The organism is Stenotrophomonas bentonitica (genome assembly GCF_002887735.1).
In the GTDB taxonomy this organism is placed as follows: Bacteria; Pseudomonadota; Gammaproteobacteria; order Xanthomonadales; family Xanthomonadaceae; genus Stenotrophomonas; species Stenotrophomonas bentonitica_A.
On the sequence record NZ_PKQP01000010.1, the window covers coordinates 1 to 21561 of the forward strand.

Consider the following 21561-nt stretch of genomic DNA (forward strand, 5'->3'; position numbering starts at 1 on the left):
GGTCGATGGACTTCGTGTTCGACCGCACCGCGGAAGGCCGGGTGATCAAGTGCCTGACCATCGTCGACGACGCCACCCACGAGGCTGTTGCCATCGAAGTGGAGCGGGCAATTTCCGGGGGGACGTCGGACAACGAGTCCTTGTTCAAGCTTTACGAGCAAAATTTGATTGTCTGCTCTGGGTGCGGATGGAGCTTTGACGTCAATTCAGGTGTGGAGGCAGCGGCGGCCGATTAAATTGACGCCCTAACCAACGCCAGCCGACATCGCTGTGCTTGAGTCAATGCACTTTGGCAATAGACTGGAAGGACACTCACCAGGACACATTCTGGCTAGAGTTCTTCATTAAGAGCAATGGGTTAGTGTTGGGGTTGTTTAGTCCCACTGTCTCCGCCAATGACCAATTTGCAGACCCAAGGCTAGCCGCGCTCCTACACAGAGGCCAACCCACGCCCCCGCCGAGTCGCACCAGGCGAGTACCCCATAACACGCTTGTAAGCCCGGCTGAAAGCCGCCTGCGACGCGTACCCAAGACGCTCTGCCACCACCTCGATGGAGAGGTTCTGGTGGCTCAGCCATTGACTGGCCAAGTGCATACGCAGCTCGGTCACATATCGCAGCGGCGCGGTTCCCATGACAGTCTGGAACCGTTCCGCAAAGACAGACCGTGAGATGTTGGATTCCGCAGCCAGCGCTTCGACCGTCCAGTCACGCCCAGGGTCTTTGTGCAGGGCAAGCAACGACAGTGACAGACGCGGGTCGCGCAGGGCCATGACCAGGCCGGAGGCGCCGTCGCAACCGCGCTCGACCCAGTCACGGACAATCATGGCGGCCACTGCATCCGCCAGCCGGGCGAGGATTCCTGCATAGCCAATGCGTCCGGAACACACCTCGCGCTTCATCGCGTCGACCATCGGCAACAGCCCCGGGAACTGCGTGGCGTTGCCATCGCACAACATCGCCGCCGGCATCACCTTGCTCAACCCTTGCATGCCGCCCAGATCGAACACCATGCAGCCGTGGAAGAGCACGGCGCTGGGCACGGCATGTGTGCTCGGGCACGTGTCTATTCCGCTCACCGCGTCGCCCAACGGGGCTGCGTCGATCGTTTCCAGGCACTGGACGGGATGGTCCTCGCCCGACAGCAACGCGTGTTCGTCTCCGCGGGGAAGAAGCACGACATCCCCGGCGGATAGACGGTGTTGGCTGCCGTCTGCGCCACGAAGAATCGCCGTGCCCACTGCCAGGTAATGGAAGTAGGCATGGCCTGGCTTCGAGGGAAAGCCAAGCCCGAAGGTCGGCCCGGTCTGAATGCGCCGGTATTGAACGCCATGCAGCCGCATGCCGGTCAGCAGTTCGCTGATCAGGTCGGTGGGCCGGATTGGCATGTGGCTCATTGAGACGGTCCGGGGTTTCGATCAAAAATACAGGTCGGGCAATCATAGATCATCCTGGCTGGGCTCCCTAGACTCTCGGCTGCACGAATGCACTGGGATCTGTGATGAGCAATAACGTAGTTGATGTCGCGAACACGCCTGATTCTGTGGACAGGGGGAGCGGGGAGCCTTCTTCATCGGCGTGGGTGGCGGTGTTTTCGCTGGCCATGGGGGTCTTCGGGCTGCTCACGGCGGAATATCTGCCTGCCAGCCTGTTGACGCCGATGGCGGCGGACCTGGGGGTGTCGGAGGCGCTGGCCGGGCAAGCGGTGACGGTCACTGCGGTTGTGGCCTTGTTCGCTGGGCTGTTGGTGCCGCGGCTGACCCGCTCGATAGACAGGCGCCTGGTGCTGTTGAGTTTCACGGCCCTGATGATCCTCTCCAACGCCTTGGTGGCGTTGTCGTCCAGCATGGGCGTGCTGCTGGTGATGCGGGTCCTTCTGGGCATCGCGCTGGGCGGTTTCTGGAGCATGGCAGCGGCCGTGGCCATGCGGCTGGTGCCGGCCCAGCGCGTGCCTCGCGCGCTGTCCATCATCTTCAGCGGGATTGCGGTCGGCACGGTGGTGTCGGTTCCGTTGGGGAGCTACCTTGGCGGGCTGCTGGGTTGGCGCAGCGCCTTCTGGGCGGCGACGGCGGTCGGTGGACTCACGTTTGCGTTCCAGTGGTTCACGCTGCCCCGGATGGCCCCGCGCCAGGCGGCAGTTCCGCAGTCGGTGGTGGCGCTGCTGCGCCGCCCGGGCGTTGCGGTCGGCATGCTGGGCTGCGTCCTGGCGCACACCGGTCAGTACTCGCTCTTTACCTACATCCGCCCCACGTTGGAGAGCCTGGGGCAGATGAGCGCCGATGGCCTGGCGCTGATCCTGCTCGGGTTCGGTGTGGCGAATTTCGTTGGCACTCTCCTGGCCGGTTGGCTCATGGAGCGCAGTCTGAAAGTCACGCTGGTGCTCATGCCTGCCTTGGTTGGCGTAGCCGCGCTGGGCATGCTCCTGTTGCCGGTGGGCGTCGGCGGGCTGTCGATCCTGGTAGCGCTGTGGGGTCTGGCCTTCGGCGGCGTGCCGGTTGCGTGGTCGAGCTGGGTCGCGCGTGCGGTGCCTGACCAGGCCGAGAGTGCCGGCGGGATGGTGGTCGCTGCGGTGCAGTCGTCCATCGCAGCGGGCGCCGCGTTGGGTGGCGTGGTGTTCGGGCTGGGCGGCATCGTTGCAGTCCTTGTCGTTGCCGCGGCGGTGATGCTCCTCGCCAGCCTGCTCATCGCGTTCCGGGTCAGGGTGAGCTCGGCGCCGTTGTCGGCGGGTCCGGCGTTTCATATCTAGGCACACCAGGAATGCACGTCGGGAGTGAAGGACTGTCGATGTAGTCGGCGTCCTGTCTTCGCTTCCGCTAAAGTGCTCGGCCCTGTTTTAACTGGCGCTCGCTCCCGAGCGTGCACTTGAAGGACGTTGTTGTTGATGGTGTTGAAAGGTCTGGTGGTGTTGTTTTTGGTTTCTGCGTCGGTTCCTGGTGTGGCAGCAGAGCTGGTCGGCCGCGCGACGGTCACGGACGGGGACACCCTCACCGTGGCCAAGCAGCGCATCCGCCTGTGGGGCATCGATGCGCCGGAAAGCGCGCAGCAATGCACCGGTAAAGATGGGCGCACTTGGCCCTGTGGGCGTCGGTCAGCCGCCGCGCTGGACGGCTATCTGCTGGAAAAAACCGTTCGTTGCCAGCCCAAGGACACGGACCGCTACGGCAGGGTGGTGGCGGAGTGCTTTGTCCAGGGGGCGTCGGTCAATCGGTGGATGGTGCGCTCCGGTTGGGCGGTGGCGTACCGCCAGTACGCCACGGCATTCATCGCAGACGAAGCCGACGCGCGCCAGCACCAGCGGAACCTCTGGCAGGGGCCGTTCCAGATGCCAGCCGACTATCGTCGCAGCAAGCGTGACCAGGCCGCGCGACACGCCCCGGTGGCCACGCAGCCGGCGCCGGGCGGATGCCAAATCAAGGGCAACATCTCCCGCCAAGGCAAGAAGATCTACCACGTGCCGGGCCAGCGGGACTACGCGCGCACGAGTATCGACACGAGCCGCGGCGAGCGCATGTTCTGCAGCCCTGCCGACGCAGTGCGGGCAGGGTGGCAGGCGGCCAAGCGCTGAGCGTCTCAAACCCTCTCATGCAGGCGGCGACGCAGCGCGCCCGCCGCTGCCGCGATGGCCATCGCAGGCAACGCCAGCACCAGTGCATACACCAGTCCGGCCAGCAACAACGGACCAACGCCCGAGACCACGGCCACTACCGGCACCTGCAGCGCCATGAGCAACAGTCCCCACAGCCACGCGTTGCGGGGGAAGCAGGCGCCTAGAACCGCGGCAATAGCCAGTGCGATGGGATAGACGACGGTCCAGAACGCCGGCGCATCCCAAGGCTCGCCGCCGGGTGTCCGCCAGGCCACCAGCACCCAGAACACCACGCCGACCTTCAGCGTGACAGCCGCTGCTGCAAGAAGATTTCCCGTCGTCCGCATCGTTGTTCTCCAGCGCGAACAGGCAGGATGCCATCGTTCGACGGGTGAGTGCTTCTACTTCATGGCCTCAATCGGCACCAGTGACGCCCACACCAGCAGCAGGGCCAGCCACATCCAGCGCCAGCGGCCCATGCCTTGCCTCGCTGCGCGCCAGGGGCAGCGCACGGCCGTCATGCCCTTGGCCAGTGGCATGGTCGGGCCTAGAAGGTGTACGCAGCTTGCACGTACACACGGCGCGGCTCACCCGGGAAGTGGCCGGTGCGCTCGGTGAACCCGCTGGCGGCGTACACCTTGTCGAACAGGTTTTTGACGTTGGCCTGGAACTGCCACTGCTGCCACTGGGTCTTCCAGCTCATGTCGAACACGGTGTACGGCTTCACCCGTTGGCCATCCAGGCTGACGCGCTCATCCACGTAATCGGCGCCGAAACCGATGGCCGAACGGATTGCCGGCAGGTCGTAGCGTGTCCACAAGCCTAGCTTGTTCTGCGGCGCATTGGCGAAGCGATCGCCGGACGCATTGGTGATGCCGTTGCTGCCGGCATCTTTCACCCGCGCATCGTTGTACGCGTAGGTGAGGTTGAGCACCCAGCGGTCGGTGACATCGGCCAGCAGGTCCAGCTCCATGCCCGTACTGCGCACCAGGCCCAGGGCGGCCAGTTGGTTGACGCCGTCCACGATCTCACCGGTGGCCTGCACGATATTGCTGCGGTCGATCCGGTACGCGGCCAGGTTCAAGGTGACGCGCTCGGCCAGCAGGGATTTCAACCCGACTTCCCATTGTCTGCTGCGCTCGGCATCGAACGGGCCGCCCGCCTCGGCGCTCTGGTTGGCCGCGCTCTGGGGCATGAAGCCGCTGGCGATGTTGGCGTAGAGATTGATGCCTTCCCGCACGGTGTACGTGCTGCCCAGCCGCCAGCTGATGTCGTTGCCATCCACCGCGGTGCCGGCAATGCGGTCATCGTCCTTGAACCCGTCCCAGCGCAGTCCGGCCAGCACATGCCAGCGCGGGGTCAGCGTCAGTTCGTCCTGAAGGTAGCCGCCATAGCGCTTGCTGCGCGTGCTCGTGCTCCGCCAGGGCAGGGCGGCCAGGTTGTAGTCGCGCCACGAACTTGCGCCATACACCGGGTGGAACAGGTCGATGCCCGGCACCGGGCCGGCACCCCGCGCCAGGTCCGCGCTGTTGGCCGTCTGCGCGGTGAAGTCGGCATCCTGCTGGTACACATCGGCGCCAAACAGCACCTTGTGCTCGATGCGGCCGGTGCTGACACGCCACACTGCGTTGGCGTTGGCGGTGAAGGCATCGTTGTCGCGGATCTGGTTGCGCAGCTGGCGGGTCATCCATTCGGGTATGCCGTCGCGGTTGCGGTCGATCAGCCCCATCGGCTCGTGGTAGATCTGGTGCTCGTTGTTCTCGAACCAGCGCGCACCCACATCCACGTCCAGGTTGGTGCTGGGCGAGAAGCGGTACTGCGCCAGCGCCACCTTGGCGCGCATGTCGAGGAAGTCGGTGGCTTCGTTGTGGTTCCAACGCCGGTCAGTCAGAAAACTGCCGTTGTCGTCCACCGGTACGCCGCGCAGGCGGTTGCCGCCCAGGTTCTGGGTGATGTCGGTGAACTGCAGGGTCAACTCGCCGGTGTCGCCCACGTCGAAGGCGAGCGATGCATCACCGATCACGCTTTCGCTGTCCGCGTTCCAGCGCACGCCCTGCTCGGTGTCGCCATACAGCCCGGCGCGGTAGCGCACGCTGCCAGCGGCGTTCATCGGCCCGGTGGCCTCGATCGATGCAGCACGGAAATCGTTGTTGCCGGCCTGCAGTTCGATGCGGCGCTCGGGCGTGGCTTTCGGCTTGCGCGTCACGTAGTTGATGACGCCGCCGGCATCACCGCCGCCGTACAGGGCGCCGGCCGGTCCCTTCAGGACCTCCACGCGCTCGATGTTGAACAGCTGCGGGACCGAAAAACCGGCATAGGGGTCGCCGCGCAGGCCGTCATACAGCACGTTTTCCTGGCGGAAGCCGCGCAGGGTCACGCCGGCGTAGCTGAAGAAGCTGATGCCGCTGATGCTGCGGTACAGGTCGGTGATCTGGCGGGCCGCCTGGTCTTCGATCAGCTCACGCGGCACCACCTGGATGGACTGCGGCACCAGCGCCAGCGGCGTATCCGTCCGCGTGCCCACCGCGGCGTCGTCGACCCGGTAGAGGGTCTGGGCGCGGCCGAGGACCTGAACGGCGTCGAGCTGCTGCACATCGGGGGAGGAGGGAGGAGCGGCGTGTGCCGAAAGGCAGGCGAAGGTCAGGGGCAGGCCCAGGGCAGAGAGACGAAGCGACGGGCGGGTCATCGGGGGCAGGGGGGGGGCGTAGTTGCGAATGAGAAATATTAACATGCAGCCTCAGTCGCTCAATCGGCTGCATCACCCCAAGGCGGTGCAGCGCCCGATAATGCAAGTCGCGTTGCTCCTGGACGTGCGGCGCAAGGCCACGGGATAGCGCGCGCTTGAGCCGCTCCGGCGTTACAGCTCCACGACCACTTTGCCCTTCGCCCGCCCGCTCTCCACGTAAGCCAGCGCGCCCTGGGTGTCCTGCAACGGAAACACCCGATCAATGACCGGTGCGATCGCGCCGGATTCCACAAGCGAGGTGATGGTGCTCAATTGCGCCCCATCGGCTCGCATGAAGACGAAGGTATACGTGACTCCCTTCTTCTTGGCCTTGCTGCGGATGCCGTGGCTGAGCAGGCGCATCACCTGTTTGAGCGGCCAAGCCAAGCCACGCGCGGCGGCGAAGGCGGGCGTGGGCGGGCCCGAGATGGAGATGAGGTGGCCACCCGGCTTGAGGATCTGCAGCGAGCGCTCCAGTTCCTCCTTGCCCAGGCTGTTGAGCACCACGTCGTAGTCGCGCAGGTCCGCGGCGAAATCCTGCCGCCGGTAGTCGATGACCACATCCGCGCCCAGCGCCTTTACCCATCCCACGTTGGGCGTGCTGGTGGTGGTGGCAACGAACGCGCCAAGGTGTTTGGCCAGCTGGATCGCCACGGTGCCGACGCCGCCGGAGCCGGCCTGGATGAAGACCTTCTGCCCGGGCTTCAGCTGGGCGGTTTCCACCAGGGCCTGCCATGCAGTCAGCGCGACCAGCGGCAGCGAGGCGGCCTCTACCATGGTGAGGTTGGCGGGCTTGAGGGCCACGGAGGCGGCGTTGACGGCGATGAACTCGGCGAACGCGCCGATGCGGTCATCGTCGGGACGTGCATACACCTCATCGCCCGGTTTGAACTGGGAAACGCCGGCGCCCACGCGCTCCACCGTTCCGGCCAGGTCGTTGCCCAGAATCAGCGGCAGGCGATACGGCAGGATCACCTTGAATTCGCCACGCCGGATCCTGGGGTCCAGCGCGTTGACGCTGGCCGCGTGCACGAGGATGAGCACATCGCCGTCGCGCAGCGCTGGCGTTGGCACGTCATTGATATGGCCCGTTTCGTTCTTGCCATAGCGGTCGATGAGGAAGGCTTTCATGGGCGATAGCGCTCCGCTGCCTGCGCCTGGCGGATGTCCGAGATCAGGCCTTGGCGCGATGCCTCCAGCGTGTCCCAGCGGGCGGCCACATGCAATGGCGGAATGGTCACGGTTTCGCGGCGATCGAAGCCGACCAGGGCGGCATCGACCAGCTCGCCGACGTCCATCACTTCGGGCAACGTGTTGATGTCGATACCGGCACGCTCCCAGATCTCGGTGCGGGTGGCTGCGGGCAGCACGGCCTGCACGTAAACGCCCTTGGGCGACAGCTCCAGGCTGAGCCCCTGCGACAGGAACAGGACGAAGGCCTTGCTCGCACCGTAGACGGACATGCCGAACTCGGGCGCCAAGCCGACCACCGAGCCGATGTTGACGATCGCGCCTTCGCCGGCGTTGGCCAGCCGCGGGGCGATGGCCGCAGCCAGGCGCGTCAGGGCGAGTGTGTTGAGGGTGACCACTTGATCGATGCTGTCGGCCGACTGGTCGGTGAAGCCGCCGGATTGCGCCACGCCCGCGTTGTTGATCAGGATGCCGATGCAGGCATCGTCGCGCAGACGGGTTTCCACGGTGGCCAGATCGGTGCGCACGGTGAGGTCGGCCGGCAGGACGTCTACGGCGACCCCGGTGTCCTGGCGCAGGCGGGCGGCCAGCGACTCCAGGCGGGCCGTGTCGCGCGCGACCAGCACCAGGTCGTGGCCGCGGCGCGCGAAGCGTTCGGCGTAGACGGTGCCGATACCGCTGGAGGCGCCGGTGATGAGGACGGTGGGAAGCTGGCTCATGGTGTGTCTCGTGGAAGGGGGGGCGGCAGGGCGTTGTCGACGGCTTACCGGGGCGTTGTATCGGTCAACGCGGGGTAGTCCCGCCCGGCGGTGGCGACGGCTGACGGTGCGCAGCAATGATGATGACCGTCATCTTAGATGTCAACGGTTTGATGATGGTAGTCATCTATCGTGGTAAAGTGCGCTTCACCAAGGCAGAGCGTGAAGAGAGACCGGGTCATGAAGGTCACCAAGGCACAGGCGCAGGCCAACCGGGCGCACATCGTCGACACCGCCTCCACGCTGTTCCGGGAGCGGGGCTACGACGGCGTGGGCGTGGCCGATCTGATGGCGGCTGCCGGCTTCACCCACGGCGGCTTCTACAAGCATTTCGGGTCGAAGGCCGACCTGATGGCCGAGGCGGCGAGCTGCGGCCTGGCCAGATCGGCCGAGGCCGCGGCCGGCACGGACCGGGAGAGCTTCGTGCGCCATTACCTTTCGCGTGAGCACCGGGACGCGCCGGGCCAGGGCTGCACCATGGCAGCGTTGTGCACCGACGCGGCGCGTCAGCCGGCCGCGGTCAAGGCGGCCTTTGCGGCAGGCATCGAGGCGCAGCTGGCGGCCGATTCCACCCGGGAAGAGCAGGCCGACACCGCCACGGCCGAACAGGCGCGCGCGCGGCGGATCGCCTTGATGGCGCAGGCTGTAGGGGCGATGGTGCTGTCCCGGTCCTGCCCGGACGATTCGGCGATGGCGGACGAACTTCTGGATGTCTGCCGGGCGGATGTGCTGGCGCGGATGTCAGGGGTGTCTGCGCCCTGACGCGTGTCGGGCGAGCCCCATGCGATGGTGAACCCATACCCGATTGGTCACTATTTGCCCGCTCTATCTGGCAGCGCTACCCTTGCGGTATGCCTATTTCAACCTCCGCAGTGCCCGATGCCGGGCGTGGCCCCGCCGAGCACGATGTGCGCACCCAGATCATCGAGGCGGCCACCGCGCACTTCAGCCATTACGGCTACGACAAGACCACGGTGTCCGACCTGGCCAAAGCCATCGGCTTTTCCAAGGCGTACATCTACAAGTTCTTTACCTCCAAGCAGGCGATCGGTGAGGTGATCTGCGCCAACTGCCTCAGCCAGATCGAACGCGACGTAGATGACGCGTTGGAGGGTATCCAGGCGCCGCCGGAGAGGCTCCGCGCGCTGTTCACCGTGATTGTGGCGTCCAGTCTTCGCCTGTTCCTGCAGGATCGGCGACTGTATGAGATCGCGGTCGCGGCCGCGACGGACGATTGGCCCTCCGTCCAGGCGTACAAGCACCGCATCCGCCAGCGGGTGGAGGACATCGTCCAGGAAGGTCGCGCTGCCGGGGTGTTCGAGAGCACGACACCGTTGGGCGACACCAGCCGCGCCGTCTACCAGGTTCTGGTGCCTTACCTGAACCCGGTGACGCTGCCGCACGTATCGGCCCTGCATGCGGAAGCGCCCGAGGCTCTGCACCAACTGGTCCTGCGGAGCCTTGCGATGCCACCCAAGTGACTATTGACTGGATTGGTCACTAGGAACAGAATGCGCCCGGATATCCCACTCCGGAAGACCGTATGCGGCGCCGTTCTGTACTCACAGCCATTTCCTGTGTTGTTCCGTTGTTCCTTGTGGCCTGCAGCAAGCCGGGTGAAAGCGACCCCCGAACCGCACCGCCGATCGTCCGGGTGGCGCAGGTGCAGCCGGGCATCGGAAACGCGCGCACCTTCACCGGCACCATCGCCGCACGGGTGCAGAGCGATCTGGCCTTCCGGGTGGGAGGCAAGGTCACTGAGCGCCGCGTTGAGACGGGACAGACGGTCAAGCGCGGCGACGTGCTCTATCGGATGGATCCGCTCGACCTGAATCTGGCTGCAGCTTCCCAGCAGCAGGCCGTCATCGCGGCCCGTGCGCAGAGCGTGCAGGCCACGGCGGACGAGGCGCGCTATCGCGACTTGGCAGCCAAGGGCGTGGTGTCCCGCTCGGCGTACGATCAGATGAAGGCGGCGGCAGACGCGGCGGCTGCGCAGCTCAAGGCGGCCGACGCGCAGGCCCGGGTGGCACGCAACGCCAGTCAGTACACCGCGCTTGTTGCCGATGCCGATGGGGTGGTCATGGCCGTTCTGGCCGAGCCCGGCCAGGTAGTGGCGGCGGGGCAGATCGTCGCCCGGCTTGCCCGTGCGGGCAGTCGTGAAGCCGTGGTCCAACTGCCCGAGACGCTTCGCCCGCAGATCGGCTCGGCCGCATCGGCGTCGTTGTTTGGTGCGCGCGTTTCGATGCCGGCACGGTTGCGCGTGCTCTCCGAATCGGCAGACCCTGCAACCCGCACCTTTGAAGCCCGCTACACCCTGGAGGACGGCAACACCGTATTGCCGCTGGGGTCTACCGTGACGGTAGCGGTTGAAGGCACCGCAGGTGAGGCGGGGGGCGTTGAGGTCCCGTTGGGCGCGGTGTTTGATCCTGGCACCGGAACCGGCGTCTGGGTGATCGGGGGCGAGCCACTCAGCGCCCGTTGGACGCCGGTAGTGGTCAAGCGGCTGGGGGACGACCTGGCCCTGGTTGAGGGCGCGTTGAAAGCATCCGACCGCGTGGCCGCGCTGGGCGCGCACCTGCTCCACGAAGGGCAGGTGGTTCGTCTGGCCGATACCGCCACGGCCACCGCCACAGCGGGCAAGGGAGCCCACCCGTGAGTGGGTTCAACCTGTCGGCGCTTGCGGTGCGCGAGCGCGCCATCACGGTTTTTCTGATCTTCCTGGTCTCGGTTGCCGGCATCGTGTCGTTTTTCCAGTTGGGCCGCGCAGAAGACCCGGCATTCACCGTGAAGGTGATGACCGTGGTGACGGCCTGGCCGGGGGCCACGCCCACGGAGATGCAGGACCAGGTGGCCGAGAAGCTGGAAAAGCGCCTGCAGGAGCTGCGCTGGTATGACCGCAGTGAAACCTATACGCGTCCCGGCTTGTCGTTCACCACGCTGACCTTGCAGGACGGCACGCCCCCGTCCGCAGTGCAGGAGGAGTTCTACCAGGCGCGCAAGAAAATGGCCGACGAAGCCGCGAACCTGCCCGCAGGCGTGATCGGCCCGATGGTCAACGACGAGTATGCCGATGTCACGTTTGCGCTGTTCGCATTGAAGGCCAAGGGCGAACCATTCCGCGTGCTTGCACGCGACGCCGAAACCCTTCGTCAGCGCCTGCTGCATGTTCCCGGCGTCAAGAAGGTCAACATCATCGGCGAGCAGTCCGAGCGAATCTATGTGGAACTTTCCCACGAACGTCTGGCAAACCTGGGGATGACGCCGCAGGCGGTGTTCGCGGCGCTGAACGGCCAGAACGCGTTGACGCCCGCCGGCTCAGTGGAGGCCAAGGGCCCGCAGATCTTCATCCGCCTCGACGGCGCGCTGGATCAGCTGCAGAAGATCCGCGATACCCCCATCGTTGCGCAGGGCAGGACGCTGAAGCTGCAGGACATCGCCACCGTGAAGCGTGGCTATGAAGATCCGTCGACCTTCATGATCCGCAACGGGGGCGAGCCGGCCATGCTGCTGGGGATCGTCATGCGCGACGGCTGGAACGGCCTGGATCTGGGCGCCTCGCTTGACGCCGAGGTCAAGAAGATCAACGACGGCCTCCCGGTGGGGATGGCCTTGGAGAAGGTCACCGACCAGGCGGTGAACATCAGCGCGTCGGTGGACGAGTTCATGATGAAGTTCTTCGTCGCCCTGCTGGTGGTGATGGTGGTGTGCTTCGTCAGCATGGGCTGGCGGGTGGGCATCGTGGTGGCAGCTGCCGTGCCGCTGACGCTGGCCACGGTGTTCCTGGTGATGGCGGCCACCGGAAAGAATTTTGACCGCATCACGCTGGGCTCGCTGATCCTGGCCCTGGGGTTGCTGGTAGACGACGCGATCATTGCCATCGAAATGATGGTGGTGAAGATGGAAGAGGGCTACAGCCGGGTCAAGGCATCGGCCTATGCGTGGAGTCATACGGCAGCGCCCATGCTGGCCGGCACCCTGGTGACGGCCGTGGGCTTCATGCCCAATGGCTTTGCCCGGTCCACCGCCGGTGAATACACCAGCAACATGTTCTGGATCGTCGGCATTGCGCTGATCGTGTCGTGGGTAGTCGCGGTGTTCTTCACGCCCTACCTGGGCGTGAAGCTTCTGCCTGACCTGAAGGCAGTGGAGGGCGGTCACAGCAGCCTTTACGACACGCCGCGCTACAACCGCTTCCGGTCGATCCTGGCGCGGGTGATTGCGCGCAAGTGGCTTGCCGCAGGGTCGGTGATCGGCCTGTTCGTGCTTTCGGTGGTTGGCATGGGGGCGGTGAAGAAGCAGTTCTTCCCCATCTCTGATCGCCCGGAGGTGCTGGTCGAGGTGCAGATGCCCTATGGCACCGCCATCGAACAGACCAGCCTGGCGGCCAGGAAGGTCGAAACGTGGCTGTCGGCGCAGGCGGAATCGAAGATCGTCACGGCCTACATCGGTCAGGGTGCGCCGCGCTTCTACCTCGCCATTTCGCCGGAGCTGCCGGACCCTGCGTTTGCCAAGATCGTGGTCCGCACCGACAGCCAGGAACAGCGCGATGCCCTGAAGGCGAGGCTTCGCCAGGCCGTGGCAGAGGGCCTGGCGCCCGAAGCCAGCGTGCGCGTGACGCAGCTGGTGTTCGGGCCTTACTCGCCGTATCCGGTGGCGTATCGGGTCAGTGGTCCGGATCCGGATGTCATTCGTGGCATTGCCGCCAAGGTGGAGCAGATCATGCACGCCAGCCCGATGATGCGGACCGTGAACACCGACTGGGGTGTGCGCACGCCCACGCTGCACTTCACGCTGGACCAGGACCGCCTGCAGGCGATGGGCATGACCTCGGCGTCGGTATCGCAGCAGTTGCGGTTTTTCCTGAGCGGGGTGCCGGTCACCGCCGTTCGTGAGGACATCCGGACCGTGGAGGTGGTCGCTCGATCGGGCGGGGACACGCGCCTGGACCCCGCGCGCATTGCGGATTTCACCTTGGTTGGCGCCGCTGGCCAGCGCGTGCCGCTGTCGCAGATCGGTGCCGTTGAGGTTCGCATGGAAGAGCCGGTGCTGCGTCGGCGCGACCGTGTGCCGACCATCACCGTGCGGGGTGATATCGATGATGCGTTGCAGCCACCGGACGTATCAGCGGCCATCAGCAAGCAGCTTGCGCCGCTCATCGCGTCGCTGCCTGACGGCTACGCCATTGCCCAGGCCGGTTCCATTGAAGAATCCGGCAAGGCGATGAGCGCCATGCTGCCGCTGTTCCCGATCATGCTGGCGGTCACCTTGCTGATCATCATCCTGCAGGTGCGCTCCATCTCCGCCATGATCATGGTCTTCATGACCAGCCCCTTGGGCCTGATCGGCGTGGTGCCGACCCTGCTGCTGTTCCAGCAGCCGTTTGGCATCAACGCATTGGTGGGACTCATTGCACTGTCGGGCATCCTGATGCGCAACACGCTCATTCTGATCGGCCAGATCCACGAGAACGAAATGGCAGGGATGGCGACCTTCCACGCGATCATCGAGGCGACCGTCCAGCGCGCCCGCCCGGTGATTCTGACCTCCCTGGCGGCGGTGCTTGCGTTCATTCCGCTGACCCATTCCGTGTTCTGGGGAACGCTTGCCTACACGTTGATTGGCGGCACCATCGCCGGCACCGTGATGACGCTGGTGTTCCTGCCGGCGATGTATGCCATCTGGTTCAAGGTCCGAGCGGAAACGCCCCCTGTTGCCTGAGTGCGGCCGGGACCTCTTTTATATGGGAAGTGAGTGATGAGCATTGCCGAGAAAGATCGCATCGTGGTGACCGGGATGGGCGTGGAGAGCCCCCTCGGGTGCGGAGTGGAAACGGTGTGGTCGCGCCTGCTGGCGGGACGCTCCGGGATTGGCCCGCTGGGCGAGGCGCTTTCGGCCGGAACGGGCTGCAACGTAGGCGGCCGTGTGCCGGACCGGGAACAGGATCCTGAGGCGGGCTTCGATTCCGGCGGCATCATCGCGCCGAAAGATCTGAAGAAGATGGATCGGTTTGTCGAGTTCGCGTTGGTGGCCGCCCACGAAGCGCTTGCGCAGGCAGGGTGGAACGCAGCCGATGAGCGTGGCCTGCTGCGAACGGCGACCGTGATTGCGACGGGGATCGGTGGGTTTGGTTCCATCGTCAATGCGGTCCACACCACCGAAAGCCGTGGACCTGGCCGGTTGTCGCCCTTCACTGCACCCACCTTCCTGGCCAACATGGCCGCGGGGCAGGCGTCCATCCGGTACGGGTTCAAGGGCCCGCAGGGCGCGCCGGTTACGGCCTGCGCGGCGGGCGTGCAGGCCATCGGTGATGCGGCGCGCCTGATCCGGTCCGGCGAAGCGGATATCGCATTGTGCGGCGGTGCGGAAGCGGCGATGCACCGCGTCAGCCTGGGCGGCTTCGCCGCTGCCAAGGCGCTCAGCACCGCGTTCAACGACACACCCACAGCCGCGTCCCGCCCGTTTGACACGCAGCGGGACGGGTTCGTCATGTCCGAAGGCGCCGGGTTGCTGGTGATCGAGCGACTGGATCACGCCCTGTCGCGGGGCGCCAGGCCGCTGGCCGAACTGGTCGGCTACGGTACGACCGCGGATGCGTACCACCTGACCGCCGGTCCTGACGACGGCAGCGGGGCACGCCGCGCGATGGAGATCGCGTTGGCGCAGGCGGGTATTGCCGCTGAGCAGGTTGACCACATCAACGCCCACGCAACCTCGACCCAGGTCGGGGATCGGGCGGAGCTTGCCGCCATGCGTGCCTTGTTCGGCACCCGTGGCGACCTTCTGATTTCCGCCACCAAGTCGAGCACCGGCCATCTGCTCGGGGCGGCAGGCGGCATCGAGGCCATCTTTACCGTGCTTGCCCTGCGTGATCAGGTCGCCCCCGCGACGCTCAACCTGGTCCAACCGGATCCGCTGGCAGACGGGCTCTCGATCGTAGGCGGTGTGCCCCGAGAGGCGGACATCGCATACGCCCTGACCAACGGGTTCGGGTTTGGCGGAGTGAATGCCAGTGCGCTCTTCAGGCGCCTGTGAGCACCGTCAGTCCAGAGGCGATGCCGCCGTCGCGCTTTTCCTGCGCGGCTACGCAGCGCCACTGCAGTTGCAGAGAAATAGCGCAGGCGGTCAGCAGATTTTGACGCGTTCTTGGCGCCTGCTGAGGATACTTTTCCGTCATTGTTCCAGAGGAGAAGGGCAATGGCCGCCAGACAAAAGACCCCGTCAAACCCCCAGGTGCTGAGGATCGAAGCGATGCCGCTGGGCTTCGGCGAAGCCGCCGTCGTGATCGAGCTGGCCGCCGAGCCACCGAAGCGCTGGTTCAAGGCGCTCAAGCGGGAGATGATGTACTCGGAGGGCCTGGAGACCGCGTCGGCGAAGTTCGACGGCTGCTTCGTCTACCTCGTCGGGCTGGACCCGGCCCTGGGAAGCGCTGTGCGCTGTGCCAGCCGATTGCTTGCAGCGGTGCAGGAAGGCTTTCAACAGAGCAGCACGGTTTCTCCAGAGATGTCGACGATGGCTGTTGACGGCGGGTCCCATCCGCCTGTGTCCCTGCACATACCGCGTTCACCGATGGGTCGAAACGAAGCATCCGGGGAGATGAACATCAGGATCTGACCCTTGTCCTGGGAAGGGCTTCCTCACGGGAAGTATCGACACGTCGACCATCGTCGACCGGAAGGTCGATGTCCGAGGGGCGCTATAGAAAAGCAGTGGCGCCGATGACGTTTCTGGCCTTGCACCCGGACCTACGTTGAACGTAATTTACGTTCAGCGTAGGTCCGGGTCATGCTTGTTGCCATGACCCGCACGCCTACCTCGATCCGCTCTGTATTCGCCCGCCGCTTGAAGGCGTGCCGGGTAGATCAGGGCTTGTCTCAACGCGCGTTGGGGGTGCTTGTGGGATTACCGGAAGACGTGGCGGGCGTTCGCATCAACCGATACGAACGGGCCGTGCACAATTGCGATATCGAGACAGCGCAGAGGATCGCGTCTGTGCTGGGGGTTTCCGTTGCCTATCTGTACGCGGAGACGGATGACCTCGCGGAGCTCATCCGCCAGTTCAGCAGGATGTCCGCCAAGGAGCAGGAGGCGCACCTCGCCAATGTCCGGCGCAAGGCGACGTAGTCGTTCGTTCGTTCGCACGCAGCCCGAGGAGCATGCGCGGGTCCAGAAACAACTCGCTCCCACGCCCACGCCGGCCTCCCGCCCGGCGCCGGGCGGTCCCTGACGGCCCTGTCAGCTCGGCCGCTACTGGTGCCGCATCACCGCCTCAAGATGCGCCTCCGGATCGATCATGTGCGAGTGGTCATCCTGATCCAGCTGGATCTCCGCCCAGTGGATGACCCCGTTGAACCTGCCGCGCTCGGTCACATAGCCCTCATACACCGGCATGCCGGTGTCGATGCCCACGTCCAGGCCCTCATCGAAGGAGTAGTACAGCGGATGGGTACGCTCCACCTCGCCGGTGCTTGAGGCTTTCCCGTCGATGTACAGGGTGACCGTGCCACCGCGCCCGATGCCGCCGCCCGCGTAGGCGAATTCCACCCGCACCTGATGGCGGCCGGTGCCGATGTCGGCCTCGGACAGCACCGTCTTCCGCAGCAGTCCGCAATGGTTGTAGTGGTAGCCCAGCTTGCCGTTTTCGGCAAAGAACGACCAGCCACCGGTGCGTCCGCCCTGGGCGACGATCACGCCGTTGAGCGTGCCACTGGCGGCCGCTTCGATCTCGGCGGTTACCGCGTAGGAACGGTTCTTGACGTTGATCGCCACGTTCTCGCCCAGGCGGGTCATGCCGGGGTACAGCCGCAGGCTGTCGCCGGTGGTCAGCGTGGGACGTCCGGCAAGTTCGGGATTCATGCGTTCGGCGGCGCGATCGTCGATCGGCAGGACGTTGTGGCGAACCGCCTCGATCAGGAACAGCTGCTGCAGCTCGGCCAGCTTGTCCGGCTGCGCGGCGGCCAGGTTGTCGGCCTGGGTCCAGTTCTTGGTCGTGTCATACAGTTCCCAGACGTCCTGCGAAAAATCCACGCCCTTGGCCACCACATTCCAGGGGGTGCGGTGCTTGGTCTGCGCGGTCCACCCGTTGTGGTAGATGCCGCGGTTGCCCATGATCTCGAAGTACTGGGTGAGGTGACGCTCCTCGGCATCGGCGTCGTTGAGGGTGTAGGCCATGGAAACGCCGTGCATCGGTACCTGGGTGACACCGTTGACCGTATGCGGCTGTGCCAGCCCGGCGAGGTCCAGGATGGTCGGCGCCACGTCGATCACGTGGTGCCATTGGCTGCGCAGTTCGCCACTGCCGGTTATCCGGGCCGGCCAATGCACGATGGTGCCGTTGCGCGTGCCGCCGTAGTGCGAGGCCACCTGCTTGGTCCACTGGTAGGGCGTGCACAACGCATGCGCCCAACCGACGGCGTAGTGGTTGTAGGCCGTGGGTCCGCCCACTTCGTCCAGGTGCTGCTGCCAGAACGCTGCGGTCTCGTACTCGGCGCCCCCGTTGGAGGCGGTGGTGAGCATGAAGGCGCCGTTGATGCCGCCCTCGGCGGAGGCGCCGTTGTCGCCGATGATGAAGTACACCAGCGTGTCGTCGAGAACGCCAAGTTCCTCCAGCGCGTCGATCACGCGGCCGGTATGGTGGTCGGCGTACGCGAGGAAGGCGGCATAGACTTCCATCTGATGCGCGAGGATCGGCTTGAGTTCGGCCGGCATGTCCTCCCATGCCGGAATGCCCTCCGGCCGCGGGGTGAGCACGGCATCGGCGGGGATGACACCCAGCTCGCGCTGGCGCGCGAAGGTAGCGGTGCGCATGGCATCCCAGCCCTGATCGAACGCGCCTTTGTACTTGGCGATCCAGTCCTTCGGGACGTGGTGCGGGGCGTGCGTCGCTCCGGGTGCGAAGTACACGAAGAAAGGTTTGTCCGGCGTCAGGCTCTTCTGCAGGCGGACATAGTCGATGGCCTTGTCGGCCAGGTCCGGCATCAGGTGGTAGTCCGGATCCAGCGGCGCCTCCACGGCAGAGACGCCATCGACCAGTGCGGGCGTCCACTGGTTGGTTTCACCGCCGATGAAGCCGTAGAAACGCTCGAAGCCACTGAAGGCCGGCCAATGGTCGAACGGGCCGGTCGGTCCGGACTCCCACACCGGCACTTCGTGGCACTTGCCGAACTGGGCGGTGTTGTAGCCGTTCTGGCGCAGGATTTCCGGCAGCGGCGTGACCGAATTGGGCCGTGTCGAACGATAGCCCGGCGCGGGGGTGGCGGTCTCGGTGATGTGGCCCATGGCCACCGCGTGGTGGTTGCGGCCGGAGAGCAGCGCGGCGCGCGTGGGCGAGCACAGGGCGGTGGTGTGGAAGCGGGTGTAGCGCAGGCCGCTATTGGCCAGCCGATCGGCGGTGGGCGTATGCACGGGCCGCCGAACGCGCTGGCGGCACCGAAGCCAACATCGTCGAACATGATCAGCAGGACATTGGGTGCGCCGTCCGGCGGGCGCTTTGCCGTGATGGGAGGAAGCTTGACCCCAAGCTTTTTCGCATCGAACGACAGGGGGCCCTGGTAGGCCTGGTCGGGAATCAGAAGGATGCTACCGGGGAGTTCCTGGCTCATGGTCGCGCCTCGATGGACTGAGGCCCCAGTGTGGCCAGCGGGGTCTGCGTTGGCACGCGAAAATAGACGGGCCACGGCCTAGGTAGAAGTACTGGCGGCGGCGCGCCGGATCGATTTACCGCCGGTGGCCGGCCAACCTATCTCACCGGTTTTCCGTAGCTATCCGAGAGCATTGCCTTGTAGGCCTCCAGAGGCTGGAGTCCCACCGCGCGCCGCCGGGCGTCGAGGGTCTGCATGTCTTCGGTGGGCTGAAGCTCCATCACGCCGTCGGCGGCGCTCTTGAACTGCGTGCCGTAACGCTGCGGCTTGCCCTGCGCGATGGGCACCCGGTCGGTCAGCAGCGCTACATCCGCGGCGTCGGCATCGCCGGTCTCGGCGGCGGTCTGCATCAACGCCAACGCCTGCGCCTGGAACGCGGGGTCATGGTCGGCGTGCTGCACGATCAGCCATGCGGCTTTGGCCCCGTCGCGGCCGACCCGCGTCGTGCCTGGCCACCCCTTTTCGGCGATCACGGCTTTCAACCACGTTGCATTGGCTTCGCTCACCGGCGCCGTCTGCCGCCACGCATCGCCGCCACCAGCGGCGATGGCGGCATGTTGCGCGGTCTGGTCCTTTGCCTCGCGTGCGAGCAAGGCCTGCCTCAACGGCGCATCGCGCAGCGCCTCGTGCTTCTTTTCTTCGGCGATGACCCGCTGCAGCACCGCTGGCCATGCGGGATCGGCGCGCAGCGCATTCAGCCCGGGACGCTGTTTGGTCCGCAGTTCCTCCAGTGGCAGGCGACCACTGGCGAGCAGCGCATCGACGTACGCAAACGCCGCGGCATGATCGCCGGCTGCCGCCGTGCATTCGATCAGCAGCAGCTCGCCTCCGTCGGGGAAGGGGATGCCGTGCGTGTACAGGTCACTCAACGTGGCGCCGCAGGCGGCGTAGTCGTTGTTGCCGTAGGCATCCAGCGCGGTGAAGAAGCTGGCCGGCTCGGCGGCGGCAGCCGCGGCAGCGGCAGCGGCGAACAGGGCGACCGTCAGCGTTGCCGCCCGGGTTGCTATGGGTCGTATTGGCCTTCCGTGCATGGGTGATCTTCCTTGGTGAACGCACCGACAACGTAGCGGCTTCAGCCCCCGGAATTGAACCTGGCGTGCGCGAGCCGAAGCGGTGCGATCACGGCGTGGGCAGTAGCAGTCGAAGAACATGCCGGTCCCTCCAGCCTGCCGGATCGTGCGGGCGGTGTGATGCCCAGGCTCACGCGCAGCACGCACGGCGTTGATCCAGGCTCCCGCACTCTGGCGCATTCGTCACTCTCCCAACGCCCGGGACAGCGCCATGGCCGATCTGCCTCCCCATCGTTACGACGTCATCATCATCGGTGGCAGCTACGCGGGCATGTCCGCCGCGCTGCAGCTTGTGCGTGCCCGCCGCAAAGTACTGATCATCGACGGGGGGGCGCCGCGCAACCGGAATGCGCGCGTCGCGCATGGGTTCCTTGGGCGGGAGGGGCTGCCGCCGGCGGATATCGCTTCCCAGGCCCGCGAAGAGTTGTTGCGCTATCCCTCGTTGACCTGGCTCGCCGGTATTGCCCGTTCTGCTACGGTAATGGCAACTGCATCGGAAGAGGGCGGGACCTTCCGGGTCGAGGTGGACGCCGGCCAGGCGTTTCTGGCGGATCGGGTGATCTTGGCGTACGGCGTAACCGATGATCTGCCCGACATCCAGGGCATCGGCGAACGTTGGGGCCGGAGCGTTTTTCATTGCCCGTACTGCCACGGCTACGAGGTGTTCGAAGGGCGCATCGGGGTGATCGGCTGCGCAAAGGATGGTGGTGCGGCGCAGGCGCTGCTGCTGTGCGACTGGGGCAACATCACGCTGTTCTGCAGCGAGGCCTCCGCGAGGATCGATCCCGCACAGCGTGCACGGCTGGACGCATGCGGCGTCGTGATCGAATCGACCCGCGTACGCGCGGTGGAAGACAGCGCCACCGTGGTGCTCGCCGATGGGCGCCGGGTGGAGGTGGATGCGCTGTTCATTTCACCGCATTCGCGATTGTCCAGTGATCTGGCCGAGCAATTGGGCTGCGAGCTCAAGGATGGCGGGTGCATCACCACCGATTCGGCCAAGCAGACCACGGTACCGGGCGTGTTTGCGTGCGGCGACGCGGCCCGGATGGCAGGCAGCATCGCGCTGGCAGTGGGCGAGGGGGCGCTGGCGGGCGTGGCGGTGCACCACTCCCTGATGGGGCTGCTGGAATAGCGCCCGAGGGAGATGCCGCATCGTTGGAAGAAACGGAATTGGAGCAGCCAGGCTTGTTCCATGCCGCGCTGTTGCTCAGAGGCCGAATCGCCTACGCCGGTGGAGAACACGGCGGATGGAAGGCGTGGCAGATGAAAAACACCCTGATACGGCGCTCAGCTGACCTCCCACTGCCCCCTGCCGCTGATGCGGTCAGAGAGCCGTGGGATGAGACTCAGCGGCGCGCGTCGTCGCGGGCCTTGCCCACGTCGCTCTGCACTTCACCCACACCCTTCTGGATCTTGCCTTCCACTTCCTTCGTCTTGTCGCCGGTGACCTTGCCCACGACTTCCTTTACGGTGCCCTTGACCTGGTTCTTGGCGCCTTCAGTGCGATTCTTGTCCATGGTTGACTCCACAATGTAGTTAGAGAGAGAGGGCCCGTGTTGCTGGGCATCTCCACCCTGACGGGGCGGCAGTGG

Annotated in this window: 19 protein-coding genes and 1 pseudogene; 11 read left to right on the forward strand and 9 right to left on the reverse strand. The window is 65.7% G+C overall.

From position 1 onward, the window contains the following. Positions 1-119, forward strand: a pseudogene (locus C0R07_RS16125) (IS3 family transposase); the annotation flags it as partial. Positions 120-430: 311 nt separating this feature from the next. On the opposite strand, the gene C0R07_RS16130 reads toward C0R07_RS16125, so the two are convergent. Beyond that, the gene (locus C0R07_RS16130) at positions 431-1396 is read right to left on the reverse strand and encodes an AraC family transcriptional regulator (protein ID WP_102789437.1); all 966 of its coding nucleotides are present in this window, start codon (positions 1394-1396) and stop codon (positions 431-433) included. 104 nt (positions 1397-1500) lie between these two features. Here C0R07_RS16130 and C0R07_RS16135 point away from each other — a divergent pair, with 104 nt between their 5' ends. Both C0R07_RS16135 and C0R07_RS16140 read left to right on the forward strand, forming a co-directional pair. Next, on the forward strand, positions 1501-2745 hold the full coding sequence (locus C0R07_RS16135) for an MFS transporter (protein WP_146027627.1): 1245 nt from the start codon (positions 1501-1503) through the stop codon (positions 2743-2745). Positions 2746-2880: 135 nt separating this feature from the next. Beyond that, positions 2881-3564, forward strand: coding sequence for a thermonuclease family protein (locus C0R07_RS16140; RefSeq protein ID WP_070427420.1), 684 nt, complete (start codon positions 2881-2883; stop codon positions 3562-3564). Positions 3565-3569: 5 nt separating this feature from the next. Here C0R07_RS16140 and C0R07_RS16145 read toward each other — a convergent pair whose 3' ends face one another. The 5 genes from C0R07_RS16145 to C0R07_RS16160 form a co-directional block, all read right to left on the reverse strand. Further along, positions 3570-3932: a hypothetical protein gene (locus C0R07_RS16145; protein ID WP_102789438.1), complete on the reverse strand. Its 363-nt coding sequence runs from the start codon at positions 3930-3932 to the stop codon at positions 3570-3572. A gap of 54 nt (positions 3933-3986) precedes the next feature. Further along, positions 3987-4124, reverse strand: coding sequence for a hypothetical protein (locus C0R07_RS19950; RefSeq protein ID WP_167390395.1), 138 nt, complete (start codon positions 4122-4124; stop codon positions 3987-3989). Positions 4125-4132: 8 nt separating this feature from the next. After that, positions 4133-6271 carry a TonB-dependent siderophore receptor gene (locus C0R07_RS16150; RefSeq protein ID WP_102789439.1) on the reverse strand — a complete coding sequence of 713 codons (2139 nt, stop codon included), beginning with the start codon at positions 6269-6271 and terminating at the stop codon, positions 4133-4135. A 171-nt stretch (positions 6272-6442) separates the two neighbouring features. After that, the gene (locus C0R07_RS16155; protein ID WP_102789440.1) at positions 6443-7441 is read right to left on the reverse strand and encodes an NADP-dependent oxidoreductase; all 999 of its coding nucleotides are present in this window, start codon (positions 7439-7441) and stop codon (positions 6443-6445) included. Further along, on the reverse strand, positions 7438-8220 hold the full coding sequence (locus tag C0R07_RS16160; protein WP_070474550.1) for an SDR family NAD(P)-dependent oxidoreductase: 783 nt from the start codon (positions 8218-8220) through the stop codon (positions 7438-7440). The genes C0R07_RS16155 and C0R07_RS16160 overlap by 4 nt, the downstream gene beginning before the upstream one ends. Positions 8221-8439: 219 nt before the next feature. On the opposite strand from C0R07_RS16160, the gene C0R07_RS16165 reads away from it, so the two are divergent. The 7 genes from C0R07_RS16165 to C0R07_RS16195 all read left to right on the forward strand — a co-directional run bounded on the left by C0R07_RS16165 (position 8440) and on the right by C0R07_RS16195 (position 16380). Then, positions 8440-9021: a TetR family transcriptional regulator gene (locus tag C0R07_RS16165; protein ID WP_070474553.1), complete on the forward strand. Its 582-nt coding sequence runs from the start codon at positions 8440-8442 to the stop codon at positions 9019-9021. A gap of 89 nt (positions 9022-9110) precedes the next feature. After that, positions 9111-9740: a TetR/AcrR family transcriptional regulator gene (locus C0R07_RS16170; RefSeq protein ID WP_070474555.1), complete on the forward strand. Its 630-nt coding sequence runs from the start codon at positions 9111-9113 to the stop codon at positions 9738-9740. Between the two features lie 62 nt (positions 9741-9802). Continuing rightward, positions 9803-10915, forward strand: a complete 1113-nt coding sequence (locus tag C0R07_RS16175) for an efflux RND transporter periplasmic adaptor subunit (RefSeq protein ID WP_070474557.1) — start codon at positions 9803-9805, stop codon at positions 10913-10915. Continuing rightward, complete coding sequence (locus tag C0R07_RS16180) at positions 10912-13977, forward strand: efflux RND transporter permease subunit (RefSeq protein ID WP_102789442.1); 3066 nt, start codon at positions 10912-10914, stop codon at positions 13975-13977. Before C0R07_RS16175 ends, C0R07_RS16180 begins: the two co-directional genes overlap by 4 nt. A 36-nt stretch (positions 13978-14013) precedes the next feature. Next, the gene (gene fabF, locus C0R07_RS16185; protein WP_102789443.1) at positions 14014-15291 is read left to right on the forward strand and encodes a beta-ketoacyl-ACP synthase II; all 1278 of its coding nucleotides are present in this window, start codon (positions 14014-14016) and stop codon (positions 15289-15291) included. A 162-nt stretch (positions 15292-15453) separates the two neighbouring features. Next, positions 15454-15870 (forward strand): hypothetical protein, encoded by a 417-nt coding sequence (locus C0R07_RS16190; RefSeq protein WP_070474567.1) that lies wholly within the window; start codon positions 15454-15456, stop codon positions 15868-15870. Between the two features lie 171 nt (positions 15871-16041). After that, the gene (locus tag C0R07_RS16195; RefSeq protein WP_083298854.1) at positions 16042-16380 is read left to right on the forward strand and encodes a helix-turn-helix domain-containing protein; all 339 of its coding nucleotides are present in this window, start codon (positions 16042-16044) and stop codon (positions 16378-16380) included. Positions 16381-16503: 123 nt separating this feature from the next. Here C0R07_RS16195 and C0R07_RS16200 read toward each other — a convergent pair whose 3' ends face one another. Continuing rightward, positions 16504-18660, reverse strand: a complete 2157-nt coding sequence (locus C0R07_RS16200) for an arylsulfatase (RefSeq protein ID WP_302476399.1) — start codon at positions 18658-18660, stop codon at positions 16504-16506. A 334-nt stretch (positions 18661-18994) separates the two neighbouring features. Then, positions 18995-19927, reverse strand: a complete 933-nt coding sequence (locus C0R07_RS16205) for a DUF6624 domain-containing protein (protein WP_102789444.1) — start codon at positions 19925-19927, stop codon at positions 18995-18997. 250 nt (positions 19928-20177) lie between these two features. Here C0R07_RS16205 and C0R07_RS16210 point away from each other — a divergent pair, with 250 nt between their 5' ends. Next, positions 20178-21101: an NAD(P)/FAD-dependent oxidoreductase gene (locus C0R07_RS16210; RefSeq protein WP_102789445.1), complete on the forward strand. Its 924-nt coding sequence runs from the start codon at positions 20178-20180 to the stop codon at positions 21099-21101. A 214-nt stretch (positions 21102-21315) separates the two neighbouring features. On the opposite strand, the gene C0R07_RS16215 is transcribed toward C0R07_RS16210, so the two are convergent. Next, positions 21316-21486 carry a CsbD family protein gene (locus C0R07_RS16215; protein WP_019184192.1) on the reverse strand — a complete coding sequence of 57 codons (171 nt, stop codon included), beginning with the start codon at positions 21484-21486 and terminating at the stop codon, positions 21316-21318. Positions 21487-21561 lie beyond the last annotated feature (75 nt).